15 protein-coding genes are annotated in these 16,136 nt (G+C 75.5%); 3 read left to right on the top strand and 12 right to left on the bottom strand.

All coding sequences use genetic code 11. The features are described 5' to 3' along the window. Positions 1–60: 60 nt before the first annotated feature. From JQN83_RS08645 to JQN83_RS08635, 3 genes are all read left to right on the top strand, one after another. The gene (locus JQN83_RS08645; protein WP_208566549.1) at positions 61–1,212 is read left to right on the top strand and encodes a Gfo/Idh/MocA family protein; all 1,152 of its coding nucleotides are present in this window, start codon (positions 61–63) and stop codon (positions 1,210–1,212) included. Then, positions 1,209–2,360: a dihydrodipicolinate synthase family protein gene (locus JQN83_RS08640; RefSeq protein WP_208566548.1), complete on the top strand. Its 1,152-nt coding sequence runs from the start codon at positions 1,209–1,211 to the stop codon at positions 2,358–2,360. The genes JQN83_RS08645 and JQN83_RS08640 overlap by 4 nt, the downstream gene beginning before the upstream one ends. A 71-nt stretch (positions 2,361–2,431) precedes the next feature. Continuing rightward, a complete protein-coding gene (locus JQN83_RS08635) occupies positions 2,432–3,229 on the top strand; it encodes a sugar phosphate isomerase/epimerase family protein (protein ID WP_208566814.1) in 798 nt (265 codons plus the stop codon). Between the two features lie 381 nt (positions 3,230–3,610). Here the strand turns inward: JQN83_RS08635 and JQN83_RS08630 are convergent, their stop codons facing one another. The 12 genes from JQN83_RS08630 to JQN83_RS08575 all read right to left on the bottom strand — a co-directional run bounded on the left by JQN83_RS08630 (position 3,611) and on the right by JQN83_RS08575 (position 16,127). After that, positions 3,611–4,360, bottom strand: coding sequence for a hypothetical protein (locus JQN83_RS08630; RefSeq protein ID WP_208566547.1), 750 nt, complete (start codon positions 4,358–4,360; stop codon positions 3,611–3,613). A gap of 212 nt (positions 4,361–4,572) precedes the next feature. After that, a complete protein-coding gene (locus JQN83_RS08625) occupies positions 4,573–5,028 on the bottom strand; it encodes a hypothetical protein (RefSeq protein ID WP_208566546.1) in 456 nt (151 codons plus the stop codon). Continuing rightward, on the bottom strand, positions 5,025–5,954 hold the full coding sequence (locus tag JQN83_RS08620) for a hypothetical protein (protein WP_208566545.1): 930 nt from the start codon (positions 5,952–5,954) through the stop codon (positions 5,025–5,027). The genes JQN83_RS08625 and JQN83_RS08620 overlap by 4 nt, the downstream gene beginning before the upstream one ends. Then, on the bottom strand, positions 5,951–6,652 hold the full coding sequence (locus JQN83_RS08615) for a phage tail protein (RefSeq protein ID WP_244252056.1): 702 nt from the start codon (positions 6,650–6,652) through the stop codon (positions 5,951–5,953). Before JQN83_RS08615 ends, JQN83_RS08620 begins: the two co-directional genes overlap by 4 nt. Then, a complete protein-coding gene (locus JQN83_RS08610) occupies positions 6,633–9,242 on the bottom strand; it encodes a putative baseplate assembly protein (protein ID WP_208566544.1) in 2,610 nt (869 codons plus the stop codon). The genes JQN83_RS08615 and JQN83_RS08610 overlap by 20 nt, the downstream gene beginning before the upstream one ends. Then, positions 9,239–9,763, bottom strand: a complete 525-nt coding sequence (locus JQN83_RS08605) for a GPW/gp25 family protein (RefSeq protein ID WP_307799093.1) — start codon at positions 9,761–9,763, stop codon at positions 9,239–9,241. Before JQN83_RS08605 ends, JQN83_RS08610 begins: the two co-directional genes overlap by 4 nt. Continuing rightward, positions 9,760–10,098 (bottom strand): hypothetical protein, encoded by a 339-nt coding sequence (locus tag JQN83_RS08600; protein WP_208566543.1) that lies wholly within the window; start codon positions 10,096–10,098, stop codon positions 9,760–9,762. Before JQN83_RS08600 ends, JQN83_RS08605 begins: the two co-directional genes overlap by 4 nt. Next, positions 10,098–11,684, bottom strand: a complete 1,587-nt coding sequence (locus JQN83_RS08595; protein WP_208566542.1) for a phage baseplate assembly protein V — start codon at positions 11,682–11,684, stop codon at positions 10,098–10,100. Before JQN83_RS08595 ends, JQN83_RS08600 begins: the two co-directional genes overlap by 1 nt. Next, entirely contained in the window at positions 11,681–12,556 is an 876-nt protein-coding gene (locus tag JQN83_RS08590) for a CIS tube protein (RefSeq protein WP_244252095.1), read from the bottom strand. The genes JQN83_RS08595 and JQN83_RS08590 overlap by 4 nt, the downstream gene beginning before the upstream one ends. Then, positions 12,556–13,071 (bottom strand): hypothetical protein, encoded by a 516-nt coding sequence (locus JQN83_RS08585; protein WP_208566541.1) that lies wholly within the window; start codon positions 13,069–13,071, stop codon positions 12,556–12,558. The genes JQN83_RS08590 and JQN83_RS08585 overlap by 1 nt, the downstream gene beginning before the upstream one ends. A 1,276-nt stretch (positions 13,072–14,347) precedes the next feature. Further along, positions 14,348–14,830, bottom strand: coding sequence for a phage tail protein (locus tag JQN83_RS08580; protein ID WP_208566540.1), 483 nt, complete (start codon positions 14,828–14,830; stop codon positions 14,348–14,350). A 1-nt stretch (position 14,831) separates the two neighbouring features. Further along, entirely contained in the window at positions 14,832–16,127 is a 1,296-nt protein-coding gene (locus tag JQN83_RS08575) for a phage tail sheath family protein (protein ID WP_208566539.1), read from the bottom strand. Between the last annotated feature and the right edge of the window lie 9 nt (positions 16,128–16,136).

Below are 16,136 nucleotides of genomic sequence, written 5' to 3'. Positions count from 1 at the left end.
GCCACCTAGGCTGCTAGGAAAGCGCTTACCTATGTACCGTGCACAGGGGAAGGACGACCCATGACCCGAAGGTCGATCGGCATCATCGTCAACGGCGTCACCGGTCGGATGGGCTACCGCCAGCACCTCGTCCGTTCCCTGCTCGCGATCCGTGAGCAGGGTGGACTGCCGCTGGGCGACGGCACCCGGATCTGGCCCGAGCCGATCCTGGTCGGCCGGGACGAGACCCGCCTGCAGGCGGTCGCGCAACGGCACGGCCTCACCGACTGGACCACCGACCTCGCCGCCGCCCTCGCCCGCGACGACGCGGAGATCTACTTCGACGCCCAGGTGACCCAGCAACGGGAGAAAGCGATCCGACAGGCCATCGAGGCCGGCAAGCACATCTACACCGAGAAGCCCCTCGCCGAGTCCAGCGCCGCCGCGCTCGAACTGGTCCGGGCCGCCGATGCCGCGGGCATCCGCACCGGCGTCGTGCAGGACAAACTCTTCCTCCCCGGGCTGCGCAAGCTCCGCCGGCTGATCGACGGCGGTTTCTTCGGCCGCATCCTGTCCATCCGCGGCGAGTTCGGCTACTGGGTGTTCGAGGGCGACTGGCAACCCGCCCAGCGGCCCTCCTGGAACTACCGCACCGAGGACGGCGGCGGCATCGTGATGGACATGTTCCCGCACTGGCAGTACGTGCTGGAGGAGCTGTTCGCCCCGGTCCGCGCGGTCACCTGCCTCGCCGCCACCCACATCCCCGAGCGCGTCGACGAGGCCGGCCGCCCCTACCCCGCCACCGCCGACGACGCGGCCTACGGGATCTTCGAACTCGACGGCGGGATCGTCGCCGCGCTCAACTCGTCCTGGGCCACCCGGGTGCACCGCGACGAACTGGTCGAGTTCCACGTCGACGGCACCGAGGGCAGCGCCGTCGCCGGGCTGCGCCGCTGCCGGGTCCAGCACCGGGCGGTCACCCCCAAACCGGTGTGGAACCCCGACCTGCCCGCCACCGAGGACTTCCGCGCCCAGTGGACCGAGGTGCCCGACAACGAGGAGTTCGACAACGGGTTCAAGGTGCAGTGGGAGGCGTTCCTGCGGCACGTCGTCACCGGCTCCCCGTTCGCCTGGGACTTCCTGGCCGGGGCGCGCGGGGTGCAACTGGCCGAGCTGGGGCTGCGCTCCGCGCGGGAGGGCCGCCGCGTCGAGGTGCCGGAGCTGTCCCGGTGACCGCCGTCGTCCGGCTGCCCGACGGCGGCACCCACCGGCTGCGCGGGGGCGCGGGCCACGCCCGGCCCACCGGCCCGTCCACCAGCCGGGTGGCGTACGCCGCCGCGCACGTCGTCGCCGACCCGCGCGCGGAGAACGTGCCGGGCGCCCCGGCCGCCGTCGACTGGGACCGCACCCTCGCCTTCCGGCACCACCTCTGGTCGTACGGGCTGGGGGTGGCCGAGGCGATGGACACCGCACAGCGCGGCGCGGGCCTGGACCACCCGGCCACCCGGGAGCTGATCCGGCGCAGCGCCGCCGAGGCCCGCGCGGTCGGCGGCCGGATCGTCGCCGGGGTCGCCACCGACCAGCTCCCACCCGGCCCGGCCACGGTGCCCCAGGTGACCCGGGCGTACGCCGAGCAACTCGCCGACGTCACCGCCGCCGACGCCCGCCCGGTGCTGATGTGCAGCCGTCACCTGGCCGCCGCCGCCACCGGCCCCGACGACTACCTACGGGTGTACGACGAGCTGCTCACCGCCGCCGACCAACCGGTGGTGCTGCACTGGCTGGGCGACATGTTCGACCCGGCGCTGGCCGGCTACTGGGGCTCGACCGACCTCGACGAGGCCACCGAGACGGTGCTGCACCTGATCAAGCAGCACCAGGGGAAGGTCGACGGGATCAAGGTGTCCCTGCTCGACGCCGACCGGGAGGTCGCACTGCGCCGTCGCCTGCCCGCCGGGGTACGCCTCTACACCGGCGACGACTTCCACTACCCGGAGCTGATCCGGGGCGACGCGCAGGGTCACTCCGACGCGCTGCTCGGCGTCTTCGCCGCCATCGCGCCGGCCGCCGCCGCCGCGCTCGCCGCCCTCGACGCCGGTGATCTGGGCCGGTACGACGCGGTGTTCGCCCCGACCCTGCCGCTGGCCCGGCACCTGTTCGCCGCGCCGACCTGGTTCTACAAGACCGGCATCGTGTTCCTCGCCTGGCTGGCCGGGCACCAGGAGCACTTCACCATGCTGGCCGGGCAGCAGTCCGGCCGGTCCCCGGCGCACCTGGCCCGGCTGCTCGTCCTCGCCGACGACGCCGGCCTGCTGCCCGACGCGGAGCTGGCCGCCGCGCGGGCGCGGGCGTACTTCACCCTGGCCGGGGTGACCCAGTGACCGGGTCAGCGGCCGGCGGTGGTGCGGTGCCTGGTGGTGGTGCGCTGCCTGGTGGTGGCGTGGCGGCCGGGCTGGAACGGTTCTCGTTCAACCAGGCCACCGCCCAGCACTGGCCGCTGGCCGCGGCGGTCGCCGGCTGCGCGGCGGCCGGGGTGCCCGGCATCGGCCTGTGGCGCGAACCCGTCCAGGAATTCGGCGTCGAGCGGGCGGCCCGGCTGGTCCGGGACGCCGGGCTGACCGTCACCTCGCTGTGCCGGGGCGGGTTCTTCACCGCCCCGGACTGGTGGGACGAGAACCGGCGGGCCATCGAGGAGGCGGCCACCCTCGGCACCCGCGAACTGGTGCTGGTCTCCGGTGGGCTGCCGCCCGGCAGCCGGGACGTCGACGGGGCCCGCCGGAAGGTCGCCGACGCCGTCGCCGCCCTGGCCGACGAGGCGGCGGCGGCCGGGGTACGGCTGGCCATCGAACCGCTGCACCCGATGTTCAGCGCCGACCGGTGTGTGATCGCCACCCTCGGCCAGGCGCTCGACATCGCCGAACGGTTCGACCCGGCGGTGGTCGGGGTGGTGGTCGACACCTACCACGTGTGGTGGGACGACACGGTGTACGCGCAGATCGCCCGGGCCGGCGACCGGATCGCCGCGTTCCAGGCGGCGGACTGGGTCACCCCGCTGCCGGAGGGCGTACTGCTCGGTCGGGCGCTGCCCGGGGAAGGCTGTGTGGAGCTGCGCCGGCTGCGTGTGGCGGTCGACGCCGCCGGGTACACCGGACCGGTCGAGGTCGAGGTGTTCCAGGCGGCGCTCTGGTCCCGACCCGGCCCGGAGATCCTCGCCGCGACCATCGACGCCTACCGGGCCCACGTGTCCTGACCCGATCGGAGCCGGGCCTGGTGGGCACGTCCGCCCTGCCACGGTGGCGGGCGATGCTGGCCGCCGGGTCCGCCGGCCGGTCGGTCGGTCCGTCGGTCGGTCGGTCGGTCGTGGTCGGTCGGGGTTGCCTGGGACGTGCAGGCGCCTGAGCTTCGGCCGGGGCGAATCGGCTTCACGCAGAGTAGTGGAAGGTAGGTGGTTTCCCTCAGGGAGCGGTATGCCTCTGCGGCATGAATATGACGGACAGGCATACCGGTCCGGGCCTTGCCATGCCCCGCCGCCGTCTCGCCACGATGGGCGACTTTCCCACTGACCCGCAGCGCGCCGACCGATCCCCGCCGGACCGGCGATGGCCGACCGATCTCCTGCTGACCGGTCGGGTCATCGGACGGTGGCGGTGACGCGGACGGCCTTGACGATGGCGGGGATGGAGCCGATCAACAGCACCAGGCCCCAGACGATGGCCACGACCGCGAAGACCAGGGCCCCGACGTCGTCGAGAATGCTGACCAGGATCACCGGCACCAGCCGGTGCAGGAACTCCAGCACGACCGTGCACACCAGGGTGGTCAGCACCAGCAGGACCAACCCCTTGTTCTGGAGGAACCGGGGCTGGGCGAGCAGCAGCAGCCCACCCCAGACCAGTTTCAACAGCAGCACCAGACCGAGCAGCAGGCTGGCCTCGCCGACCGGGAAGAACCCCCACAGCGCCAGGTAGGCCAGGGTGCCGAAGGGCACGGCCAGGAAGAGCGACACCATCACCGTCAACTCGACGAAGGCGATCACCAGCAGCACCAGCGAGGCCAGGAGCAGCAGGATCGAGAAGACCAGGGTGGCCACCCCCTGCACCCGCCCCTGCACCCGGTCGGAGAGCACCAGGCTGAGGCAGAACAGCCCGGTCGTCCACAAGGCCACCATGTCGATCAGCGTCAGGTAGCCGGTGCCCCGCCCGGAGGGCTCACTGATCCCGCCCACGTCGCCGACATCCACGCCCAGGTCCCGGGCGCTGGTCAGCAGCGCCCCACCCGCCTCGCCGCCGCCGGTGAGCAGCGACGACCCCAGTTCCAATCCCACCACCAGCGCCACCGCCAGCAGCGCCAACAGCAGGAACGGCTTGCGTAACTCGCCCACACCCGGCCTCCCTCCGCTCCGACACCGCCCCGCCCATCCCCGGCCGGACCCACCCCGGGCCAGCCCAGTTCACCCGCCCCGCCCCGCCCGCCCCGCTCCGGCGCGGCCCGGTCCAGCCCGCTCCAGTCCTGGCCGGCCCGGCCTACCCCGGTGGGCTGTCCCGGTCCGGTCCGGCTCGGTGCGGCCCACTCCGGGCCCGGACGGGTGCCGGGTCACGAGGTGGCGATGGTGACCGTGCACGAGGTACCTCCCGGGCAGCCCAGGTCGACCTCGGTGGCCCGGTCGACGGCGATCTTCGCGACGGCCCCGCCTCCGTCGGTGGGTGTGACGTCGTCGCGTACGGTCAGGTCGGCGTCGCCGGGCGCGGGGGCGGCGACCGTGAAGGCCGCCGCGCTGCGCAGGACCAGGGTGCGCAGCGCGCCCGGGTCGGCCACCCGCAGCACGCACCCACCGACGAAGGTCAGCACGTCGCCGGTACGGTCACAGTCGGCCCGGACCGTCGCCGGGTCGAGTGCGCTGCCGCCCCCGCCGAGCCGGCCCAGCCAGCCCAGTGCACCGGCGTCGGCCGGGTCGCCCCGGTCGGCGCGGCCCACCCCGACCGCGGTGACGAAGGCGGCCACCAGCAGCACCGCCACCGCCACCAGCAGCAGCTTCTGTCGACCGGTCACGGCGTGCCCGCCCCGGGCAGCTCGGTGAACCGGATCAGGTCCACCCCGGCGAAGTACCGTTCGGTGCCCTGCGTCCTGCCGACGGCGATCAGGGTGAGAGTGTGCGGGCCCCGGCCCAGCCGGACCGTGCCGACGTCCTCGACGGCCCGCAGCGCCGGCAGCTTCGAGAAGCCGAGGAAGGTGCCGCCCAACTGCACGCCGTCGAGCTGCCAGATGGTGTTGGCGTAGTCGGCGGAGGTGGTCCGGGACGCGGCGAACGACCAGGTGGCATCGGTCGGCAGGGTGACGGTGAGACTCACCCGGTCACCCACCGCCAATCCCTGGAAGAACAGCTGCCCGCCACCGGACCAGGCGATCCCGCAACAGTCGGGCTGGGTGACCACCTTCACCGCGGCCCCCGCCGGTGACTCCGTCTTCGCCCCGGCGAGCAGGGCCTCGGCCTCCACCGCGACCACCTGCGGTGCGGCCGGTGCCGGCGCGTCGTCCGGGCGGGTCAGCAGGTAACCGACCACCGCGCCGACCAGCACCACCAGCGCCACCGCCGCCGCGATCCACGGCCACGGTGTCCGCTTCGGCGGGGCGACCGCCCTGACCTCGTACGTCACCCGGCCGCTGGAGCGGGAACTCTCCTCCGGCGCGGTGTTCGCCGAGTACGCGAAGCCGGTCATGTCGTACCGCCGGGGTGCGGTGCCGGCCGGGACCACCAGGCGGACCAGGAACGACACCGAGTTCTGCCCCGGCACCACCCGTTGCGGCTCGGCCACTGTGAACCAGGTCCGCTGGCTGCCGTCGCCCGGTGCGACGTCGAAGACCACGGTGTCCGGTGCGACACCCGGGTTGGAGACGGTGAAGGTCAGCTCGCCCCGGTTGGCCGGGTCGAGGGTGAACTGTTCGGCGGCGGCGACGACGGCCCATTCGGTGGTCATGACGGCTCCTCAGACGACGGTCCGGGCGGGGGAACGGAACCCGGGGCGGGGACAGGGGCGCGACCGACCGCCGGCCCGCACGGCACCGGCCCGCCGCCGCCGGACGCGCCACCGGACGGGCCGACCCCGGAAGCGACCCCGGATGGACCGACCCCGGACGGACCAGGCCCGACCTCGGCGTCGGCAGGTGGATCGTCGGCGAGGACGACCTCGGCGGTCACCGCCGCCGGCTTCTCCGCCTCGACGATCCGGGTGACCACGGTCAGCAGTCCGGCTGCCTGCGGCGGCACCCGGACCACCAGGTGGAACGGCCGGTCGACCGGTTCGTCGAGGACGAAACCGGTGACCCCGGTGGCCAGCTCCAACGCGGTCCGCATCCCGTACGGGGTGCCCCGCCAGCGGGCCAGCAGCGCACCGTGCGCGACCAGGTCCCGCAGCCGCCCGACGGGCAACGCCGGTGGGGCGTCCGGCCGGGGTGGACCGAGTACGTGGTCCATCGCCACCCAGCGGGTCAGGTAACCGGCGAACCCGTCCGGCGTGCGGTACGGGGCGAACAGCGCGTCCACCTCGGCGAGCAGCGCCTCGTCCGGGGCGTGTAGCGCCTCCATCACGTCCAGCAGGGCACCCAGCACACTGCCCGGTCCGGCGGCCCGCTGGTAGGCCGCCGGCAGCAGCCGCTCAATCGCCGCCCGGCGCATCGTGCCCCACCACCTCGATGTCGTGCTCGCCGGAGCAGAGCAGCCAGGTGTCGGGGACGGTCACCACGTCGGCGGTGGCCTGGTTGGCGCTGGCCGTCCAGTCGACGGCGTCGGTGCTGCGGTGCACCCCGCGTTCGCCACCGGCGAGGATCAGCCGCCCGGTGCCGTCCGGCCCGGCCGCGGTGCCGGCGATCGCGTCCACCGGCACGAACCGGGTCCGGTCCCGCAGCGGCAGGCCGCAGTTGACCGTCACCGGTTGCCACTGCGCCTGCGCGGCCAGGGTGTCCAGCCGGACCACCCCGCCGCTCTGCGTGGCGGCGACCGCCAGGGTGCCGACGAAGGCGAGGTCCCGGCAGGTGCCGCCGACCCAACCGGCCTGCACCTGCTGCCACTTCACGTCGGATTCGAACAGCCGGGTGCGGTGGCAGCCCTGGCCCGGCTTCTTCGGGTCGGGTTCGCCCGCGCCGGCCCACAGCAGGGTGGCCGGGCCGTCGTACTGCACGGCGAGGACGCGGTTGTCCACGTTGGCCAGCCCGACGTGGGTGAAGCTGCCGGGGCGACCACCGGCGGTGGACAGGTAGACCCCGAAGCTGGCCTGTGCGGCGACCGCCACGCCCGGCGCACCCCGCTCGGAGACGAAGGACCGGACGGCGTAGAAGCCCCGGTCGGCGTCGGCCGGGTCGACCAGGATCTGCAACGGCACCGCCCCGGGCAGCAGCGAGACCTCGTACAGGCCGGTGTCGGTGGCCAGCAGGAGCGCGCCCGCGCCGTCCCGGTCGATCCAGGCCAGGTCGGTGATCCGCGAGTCCAGACCGGTCAGCGGGGACCAGGTCTCGCCGAGGTCGGTGCTCAGGTGCACCCGGGACCCACCCGCCGCCCGGGTGGTGACCACCGCCACCGCGCCGGGGCGGGCCACCACGCCGGGACGTACCGGGGCGGGGGCGGGGGCGACCCGGACGACCGTCTCGTCGTCGTCGAACCGGCCGGCCGGCTCCCAGCCGACCCCGGCGTTGGACGAGCGGAACAGCACCAGTCCCCGGCCGGCGTACCAGGTGCGGGCCTGGTACTGGTCGACGGCGAGGGCACGGACCTGCGCGTCGGGGGCCTCGTCCACCACGAACCGGACCGACTCGACGTAGCGCACCCCCGGCTCGGCGTGCTCCAGCATCCGGTACACGTTGGAGGCGCGCAGCGGTTCGCCGAACGCCCAACCGGTCGGATTGAGCCCGGTGGGCAGCGGGCTGAGCGTCTGGTGCAGCCGGTCGTGGATACGCCGGCGGACCGCCTCCGCGTCCTCCTCGCGGCGGACCACCACCCGGGCCCGGATCGACACCGCCTTGTAGCGGGCCCAGCCGGCCCGGCAGCTGGTGCCCAACGCCCGCCGCCGGTCCAGGTCCGCCTCCACCCGGCGGCGGGACTCCTCCACCTCGTGCGCGCGCAGCACCGACACCGGCAGCCGGCCGCCCGGTCGGGCCTCGTCCGGCACGTACGGCACCAGCACCACCTCGACCTCACCGGGGCGGGCGAAGCTGTACACCGCCGACCGGGTGAACGCCCGGGCCCGGGACACCCCGCCGGAGCCGGCGGCGAGGATCTCGAAGTCCCGGGCGGTGACCGCGCGTTGCTGGGCGAAGAACTCGTACGGGCCCCGGACCAGCGCCGAGTCGAGCGTCTCCAGGTCCCGCCCGCCGCTGGCCGGCCCGGGGTTCTCCGCGCGTACCCCGGGCAGGGGGTCCCGCAGGTTGGTCAGGGTGCCGGCGGCGACGTTGCCGGCCCGGCCACCACCGGCCCGGTACCAGAGTCGGATCCGGGCGCCGGCCGGCGGGACCGCCGCGACCGTCACCGGCCCGCCGCCCGGCCCGTCACCGGCCGGGCGCAGGTCCAGCGCCGGGGCGAAGGTGACCACCCCGGAGCAGCGGTCCACCAGGTAGACCCTCGCCTGCGGGCCGACCCCGGCGAAGCTGTCCACCGGCCGCCACAGCTCGTACGGGGTGCCCTCGTGCTCCCGGGCCGCCGCGCCCAGCTCCACCGCGCCGGCCGCCACCTCCACCCCGAGCAGCAGGTCCCACGCCTCGGCGGTGCGTGCCAACGGCGCCCGGGCGGCCCGTAGCACCTGCCCCGGCTGGCCGGTGCCGACGCCGAGCAGTTCCGCGTCGACGATGTCGCAGTGGTGGATGCGCACGGTCACCTCGGCGGCCCCCTCGGGCAGCAGCGCCGGCTCGGTAGTGACGAAGACGACCGGTTTCGGGTCCGCGCCCCGGGCCGCCGCGATCCGGGTGCCCGCCGGGATCCGCACCGCCGCCCGGTCGCCGCCGGTACGCACGAGACGCACGTCGGCCCAGGCCGCCGTGGGCGCGTGCCGGGTCACCCCGAGCAGGTTGAGGAACTGCACGTACGCCTTGTCCGGCAATTGGTTCAACCGGAAGATCATCACTTCGGTGAGGTGTGCGAACGCCTCCACCAGCGCGATGCCCGGATCGTGCGCGGACAGGTCGGTCCAGCCGGGGCAGGACTGCCGGATCCGCTCCCGGGCCTCGGTGACCAGATCGAGGAAGGTGCGGTCGTCGAGGTGCGGCACGGGCAGCGTCATGACGGGTCCCCCTCGGCGGCAGGGCGGTCGGTGCCGGACGCCGGACGCCGGGCGGCCCGGTCCCCGGCGACGGTCGGGCCACCGGCGGCAGTCGGGCCACCGGCCGGGTCGGTGTCGTCGGGGAGCAGGTCGACGGAGAAGACCAGTTGGCCGGGGGAGAGGCTGGCCCGGACCCGGTAGTCCAGTCGGATCACCAGCCGCCACGGGTCGTCCGGATCGGGGCCGGCGTCTACGTCGATCACCTCGACCCGGGGTTCCCACCGGCGGATCGCCTGCCGGACGTAGTGGATGGCCAGTCCCGCGGTGGTGTCGTCGTTGGGGGCGAAGACCAACCGGTGCAGCCGGGAGCCGTACCCGGGTCGCATCAGCCGCTCGCCCGGCGTGGTGGACAGCAGCAGGTACAACGCCTGGCGTACCGTCTCGTCGCCCTCGGTCACGGCGAGCCCGCCGGTCGCGGTCGTCGCCAGGCCCCCGGTGCGGCCGGCGTCGAAGCCGGCCCCGACGAACCGCAACGCCCTCACCGGTCGGCCTCCACCAGACGCTGCCGGGGGTCGTGGACCGTGTGGTGGACCAGGCCCGGCGGGGTGCCGTCGGTGAAGCCGTCCAGGTGCGACAGCACGATCCGGTGCCCGTCGACCCGCAGCCAGTCGCTGTAGCCGACCCGCACCGCGAGGGTCTTCGCGCAGGGTTTGACCGTCGGCCCGTAGTTGGGGCAGGCCACGATGTCGCGCCCCTCGGGGTCGGCGTCGACCAGCACCGGGACCCCGGCGACGGTCAGCCAGTGCTGTGACGCCCGGTTGGTGACCCGGCCGTCGTGGTCGCAGGCGACCAGCGAGTTCAGGTGGATCCAACGCATCAGCCACCTCCGGAGTGGGCGCGGGCCAGCGCGCCGGCCTGTTGCCGGGCGGTCGCCGCGTCCTCGGTCGTGTCGGCGTGCAGGAAGTCGACGCTGCGGGCCCGTACCACCATCGCCCGGCCCGGCGCGGAGAGCACCAGGTCGGTCGCGGCGTGCAGGGTGGTCAGCTCGGGGGTCAGCTCCAGGAAGCTGCCGGCGTCGGTGGCCAGCCGCACCGTCCGCGCGGCGTCGTCGACCACGATGGTCTGACCGCTGCCGGTCCGCACCGACCAGCGGCCCGCGCGCCCGTCGGCGACCCCCGTGTCGTACGGCGCGACGACGCCGAACAGCGAGCCCAGCACCACCCCGGAGACCGGTTCACCGCCGGGCAACGCCAGCAGCACGGTGTCGTCCGGGTCGGGCAGCGCCACGATGCCCTTGTCCCGTCCCGCCCCCGGACAGAGCACCGCCAGCCAGCCCGCGTCCAGGTCGCCGTAGCCGGGCAGCCGCACCCGTACCCGGCCGCGCTGGTCCGGGTCGTCGACGGAGGTGACGACACCGAGGGTGACCACCGCCCCGCCGGCCGGGACGCGCGGCGGGGAGGGCAGCGGGGCGGTGGAGAACCAGGTGCGGTGGCCGGTGCCGTCGATGGTGTGCACCACCTCGGTGAGCACGTACGCCCCGGACAGCTCCTCGGCCACCCCGGTCAGCGTGATCCGCCGACCGGGTCGCAACGCCGGGTCCCCCTCGGCCACCCCCTCGGCGGTGACCAGTGCGGCGACCCGGGCGTCCAGTCCGGCCTGGGCGAGCGCGGCCAACTCGTCGTCGCTGCGACCGGGCTGGTCCACCAGGGTCCGTACGCCGTCCGCACCGACCACCGCCGGGTCGGGCCGCAGCGGCACCCGTCGACCGGTCCGCGCGGTGTCGACCTGCTGACCGAGCGGCTCGGCCCGCTGCGGGTGCCAGCCCAGGGCGGCGCTGCCCCCGGCGGCCCGGTCCAGGTTGGTGGCCAACCGCACCGAGTGCAGCGTCCGGCCCAGCGCCAACGGCAGCGGCTCACCGTGCCCGTCCAGGGTGACCAGGCGGACCCGGTCGCCGTCGGCGGCCAGGTGCAGGCCGGCCCGGCCGGCCACCTCCAACAGCAGCTCCAGGTCGCTGTGCCGGTGTTGGAGCAGCCGCTCCAGGCGTGGCCCGTCGTCGTCGGCATCGACGTCGAGCCCCACCTCGGCACACAGCTCACGGGCCAGGTCGGCGGCGGTGACCGCCTCGAAGACCCGCAGCTGCTGCCGCTTGCGCAGCCGGTGCAGCAGGTCGTAGCCGCGCAACCGGAACAGGGCGGTGCCGTCGGCCGCGTACTCCACCTCGACGCAGGTGACCTCGCCGGTGAACAGCCGTTCCCCGGCGAGCCGGACGTCGAGGGTGGCACCGGTCGGCACCGCGGGGCCGGGGCCGGGACCCCGCGCGGCCGGGCCGGGGTCGGCCGCGTACACCACCTCGCACTGGGTGGGCTGGTCGAGCCGGGCGGCCACCCGTACCGACCGGATGCGGTGGGCCGGTGTCCCGTCCAGCGGCACCCCGTCGAGGAGGAGCGACGGCCGGGCGCTCACCGGACACGTCCGTCGGGGCCGGCCGGACCCGGGCCGGCGAACAGGTCCCCGCCGGGCCACGGTCCCGTGCCGGCCAGCAGGCCCCCGTCGGTCAGCAGGCCCAGGGCGGCCACCGCGCCGGTGCCGGTGGTGGGGCCGGTGCCGATGGTGGTGCCGGTGCCTGTCGGCGGGGGTACGGCGAGGGCGGTGCCGGCCGGCACCGTGAACGGGTCGGTGATCCGGTTGTGTTCGGCGAGCAACCGCCAGCGCAGCGGCGAACCGAGCGCGTCGTGGGCGAGCAGGTCGAAGCGGACACCGGAGTAGCCGGGCGCGGCCGAGCCGTCCCCGGTGGCCACCACCGCCTGACCCACCCCGACGGCGGGGGTCGACGCGGCGGTCAGCTCCTCGGCGAAGCCCTGCTGCGCCTCGTCGGCCGACTCGGCCACCCGCAGCAACTTCAACCGCAGCCAGGAGCGGCGCGGTGAGCCGGTGCGGGTGAACACGTCGAACCGTTCGGCGACGGCCACCACCACCCCGGGCACGTTCCACGTCTTGCCCCAGACCAGCCGGACCAGCGGTGGACGCTGCCAGCCGTGCGCCACGGCCGAGTTCTCGGCCAGCATCCACAGCGGCCGGGTCAGCATCCGGACGTCCTCGGGCGGGGTCGGTCCCTCCACCAGGTCGGTGTCGAAGAGCAGGTCCAGCACGAGTTCGGTGCGTCCGCCGCCGGTGAAGACCAGCGGGTCGTCGGCCAGCCCGACGCCGGTGAGCTGCCCGTCGGCGCTGCCCCGGGGGCGTACCCCGGCGACCCGGGTGACCTGCACGGTCTGCGGGTTGAGCAGGCAGTCGATCCGGACCCCGGACTCGTCGACCAGGAACGCCACCCGTTCCATCACCACCCCCGCTGTTCGGCGTCGAGCCGGCCGTACCGGACGTCGTCGAGCCCGGCCACCAGCGGCGTACGCCATCCGCCGTCGTCGGGCAGCGCCGGCCACGGACCGGCCACCGCCCCCGCCGGTATGCCCGCCCACGCCGTCCCGCCGCTGCGACAGGTGTCCCGCGCACCGGTCGCCGGGACCGTGCCGGCCGGGACGGTGGGCTCGTCGGGCAGGGCCGGCCACGGGTCGCCGGGCGGGGTCGGCTCGCCGGTCGGCCAGCGGCTCCCGTCGTCCGGCCGGAGATCGTCGGCGGACCGGGGCGGACGGCTGCTGCCGGCGTCCCGCCCCGGCGGTGGCGGCCCGCCGCGCCGCCACCCGTCATCCGCGCGGGCCCGCCACCCGCCGCGCCCACCGGCCCGCCATCTGTCGTCCGCGTCGGGGGATGTGGGGTCGGTCGGTCCCCGTCCGGACGTCAGTCCCGGCGGGGCGCCGCCGGGGTGGGTCGTCGGGTCGGGGGCGATCCGCAGCACCGGGGGTGTCGCGCCCGATCGCCGGGTCGCCGCAGCGGCGGCGCGGCCGTCCGCCGGCCCGGCCGGGTGGGGACCGGCGGCGTCACCGCCGACGGGGCCGGTACTTCCGCCGGGCCCGTCGATCCGCGCGCCGGGTCCGGTCGCCGGGGAACCGGCCGGGCCGCCGGGCGTCCGCGGGCCCGGGCCGGTGTCCGTCGGGCCGCCCGGGTCCACCACCCATGGTGGTCGGCCACCTGACGGCCCGGGGCGTCCCGGCGGCACCGTCCCGGCGGCACCCGTCTCCGGCTCGGCGGCACCCGTCCCCGGCGTGGCGGCGGCACCCGCCCCCGGTGCTCCGCCGGGGCCGCCCCACCGGGTCCCGTCGGGGCTCGTCCCGCCGGCCCGGTTGGGGACCGTTTCCCGGGTTCCGCCGGGGCCCGGCTGCGGTGGGCCGTCGGGCGGCGGCGCGAAGCCCGGACCCGCCGGGACGACCGGCGGGCCCGCTGCGGCAGGCCGCCCGGCCGGCCCCGGTCCAGGGCGCTGCCCGGCCCCGGCCGGACCGGCCGGTCCTGACACGCCGGGTCTGGCCGACCGGTGGGGCCAGCCGGACCCGGCCGCCCCACGCAGTCGGGTCCAGAGCGAACCCACGCGGCCGGGGCGGGCCGTCGCCGTCGGTTCGCGGCGGCCCGGAGCCGTCGGGTACGACCGTGGCGTCGGCTGCGCGGTCCGCCACCCCGGCCGGCCGGTGGCCGGCTGGTCGACCCCCGTCCGGGCGGGGGCGGTCGGGCCGGCTGCGACCGGTGGGCCGTCGGGCCCGGTGGTTCCGTCGGGCCCGGTGGTTCCGTAGCGGTCGTCGGGCCCGGTGGTTCCGGTCGGCCCGGTCGGCGCGGGTGGCCGGTCGACCGGCGGCGAGCCGGGCCGGGAGGGGTGCGCAGGGTGCCCGGCGGCTGCCGGGGCGGACCGGCCGGGTACCCCCGGGAGGGCTGCCTGCCCGGGATCGGCGGTCGGCGGCGGACCCGGCGGGAGGTCGTCGGCCGGCCCGACCAGGTCGTGCAGCAGGCCGGGGGCGTGCGCGGCGACCACCCGCAGCCAGTGCTCCGGCGGCTGCCCCGGCCGCCGCAGCGGGGGTGCTGCCGGGTCGACCGGTTCGGACCGCCGTGCGGGCGGGGCGAGCACCGGACCGGCGAACGGCGTGGCCGGTGCCGCGACGTGTCCGGCTGGGTCCGGGGCCGGCGCGGTCGGGCCGGCGGCCGGGTCCACCGCGTCGGCGGCGGCCCGCAGCCGGGCGGCCAGCCAGTTACGCGGTCGTGGGCGCGGTGGCACCGCCGGCCTCCAGTTCCAGCCCCTCGTACGCGAGGGTCAGCGCCACGATGGCGATCTCCTGGGACAGGGTGTGCAGGTGTGCGCCGCGCCACCGCATCGGCCACGCGTTGATCAGGTTCCAGCGCAGCACCTCGGCGGTGCCGGCGGCGTCCAGCAGCACCACCGACACGTTGCGGCGGCTCACCGTCCCGGTCGCCGCGCTGTGCACCCAGTCCCACAGCTCGCGGGACGGGGTCAGTCCGAAGTGCAGGGTCACCGGCGCGTAGTCGACCTGCCCCGGTACCGACCGGATCCGGTCGTTGCCGGCCTCCCGGTAGGCCAGCCGGCCGATGGTCAGCTCCAGACCGCTGACCTCGGTGAAGTGCCCGTTGGTGACGCCGTTGATGAGCAGTTTGAAGTTGTACGCCCGGTACGGGTCGACCGGGGCGCCCGGCTGTGGCGTGGCCGTGGTGGGCATGTCAGCCTCCGATCGTCTCGGTCTCGGCGCCGCCGGCCCACTGGCTCAGCTTGAACACCACGAACTCCGCCGGCTTGACCACCGCGATGCCGATGTGCGCGACCACCATCCCGGCGTCGCGGACGTCGACCGGGTTGGTCTCCTCGTCGCACTTGACGAAGAACGCCTCCTCCGGGGTACGCCCCAGCAGCGCCCCGTCGCGCCACACCCGGGTCAGGAACGCGCCGATGTCGCGGCGGATGGACCGCCACAGCGAGTAGTCGTTGGGCTCGAACACCATCCACCGGGTGCCGTTGGCGATGGCCTGCTCGATGGAGATCGACAGCCGGCGGACGTTGAGGTAACGCCACTCGCTGGCCTCGGCGGCCAGGGTCCGGGCCCCCCACACCCGGATGCCCTCCCCGGCGAAGTACCTGATGACGTTGACCCCCTTGGGGTTGAGCACGTCGTGTTCCGAGCGGGTGACCAGGTACTCCAGGTCGACGGCGCCGCGTACCGGCTCGTTGGCGGGGGCCTTGTGGACGCCGCGCAAACCGTCGGTGCGGGCCCAGATGCCCGCCATGTGCCCGCTCGGCGGGGTGAGCACCAGCTCGCCGGTGAGCGGGTCGCGCACCCGCAGCCAGGGGAAGTAGAACGCGCCGTAGTCGGACTGCCGGGCCCGGTGGGCGGTGCCGGCCGGCCCGTCGCCCGACGTCGCCGCGTCACCGCTCCTGCCGTCACCGGGCTTGCCGTCATCGGGCTTGCCGTCATCGGGTTTGCCGTCATCAGATTTGCCGTCGGCGGGTTTGCCGGGGGCGGGGCGGGGGGTGGGGGTGGCCACCCGGGTCAGCGTCGAGATGTCCTCGACGCCGGGCGGCGGGTCGCAGATCGCCACCATGGTGCGCAGCCGCTCGGCCATGCTCAGCAGCGCGTCGTGCGACACCGGGTCGTGGAAGCCGGGCGCGGCGAGGATGGCCACCTCGTCGATCGCCTCCACCAGTTGCAGCCCGGTGCGACGCTGTCCGGTGCCGGTGAGCTGGCCGCCCGCGCCGACGTTGACCACCCAGCAGCGGCTGCCGCCGTTGTCGAGGAAGCCGAAGACCGCGCGGGCCAGCGGGGTGCTCTCCAGGTCGTCGCCGTCGGCGTACAGGCGCAGGAACTCCGACCAGCTGTTGACCGCCAGCGCCCGGTCGACGTGGGCGGTGCGGTCCGGAGCGACCCCGACGAACGCGGCGGTGGCCATGCCGACCGGCCCGATCGGCCGGGCGCCGCTGGGTACCTCCTCGACATAGATGCCGGGGGAGAAGTATTGGGGCATCGGTCCTCC

The organism is Micromonospora antibiotica (genome assembly GCF_017599305.1).
GTDB classification, from domain to species: Bacteria; Actinomycetota; Actinomycetes; order Mycobacteriales; family Micromonosporaceae; genus Micromonospora; species Micromonospora antibiotica.
This window is presented reverse-complemented; position numbering and strand designations above follow the sequence as displayed.

What these genes read in the sequence shown, in the direction of transcription:
- JQN83_RS08620 (WP_208566545.1), bottom strand. Translation starts at nt 5,954, where the DNA reads ATGACCACCGAATGGGCCGTCGTCGCCGCCGCCGAACAGTTCACCCTC.
- JQN83_RS08575 (WP_208566539.1), bottom strand. Translation starts at nt 16,127, where the DNA reads ATGCCCCAATACTTCTCCCCCGGCATCTATGTCGAGGAGGTACCCAGC.
- JQN83_RS08590 (WP_244252095.1), bottom strand. Translation starts at nt 12,556, where the DNA reads ATGGAACGGGTGGCGTTCCTGGTCGACGAGTCCGGGGTCCGGATCGAC.
- JQN83_RS08580 (WP_208566540.1), bottom strand. Translation starts at nt 14,830, where the DNA reads ATGCCCACCACGGCCACGCCACAGCCGGGCGCCCCGGTCGACCCGTAC.
- JQN83_RS08615 (WP_244252056.1), bottom strand. Translation starts at nt 6,652, where the DNA reads ATGCGCCGGGCGGCGATTGAGCGGCTGCTGCCGGCGGCCTACCAGCGG.
- JQN83_RS08645 (WP_208566549.1), top strand. Translation starts at nt 61, where the DNA reads ATGACCCGAAGGTCGATCGGCATCATCGTCAACGGCGTCACCGGTCGG.
- JQN83_RS08610 (WP_208566544.1), bottom strand. Translation starts at nt 9,242, where the DNA reads ATGACGCTGCCCGTGCCGCACCTCGACGACCGCACCTTCCTCGATCTG.
- JQN83_RS08600 (WP_208566543.1), bottom strand. Translation starts at nt 10,098, where the DNA reads ATGCGTTGGATCCACCTGAACTCGCTGGTCGCCTGCGACCACGACGGC.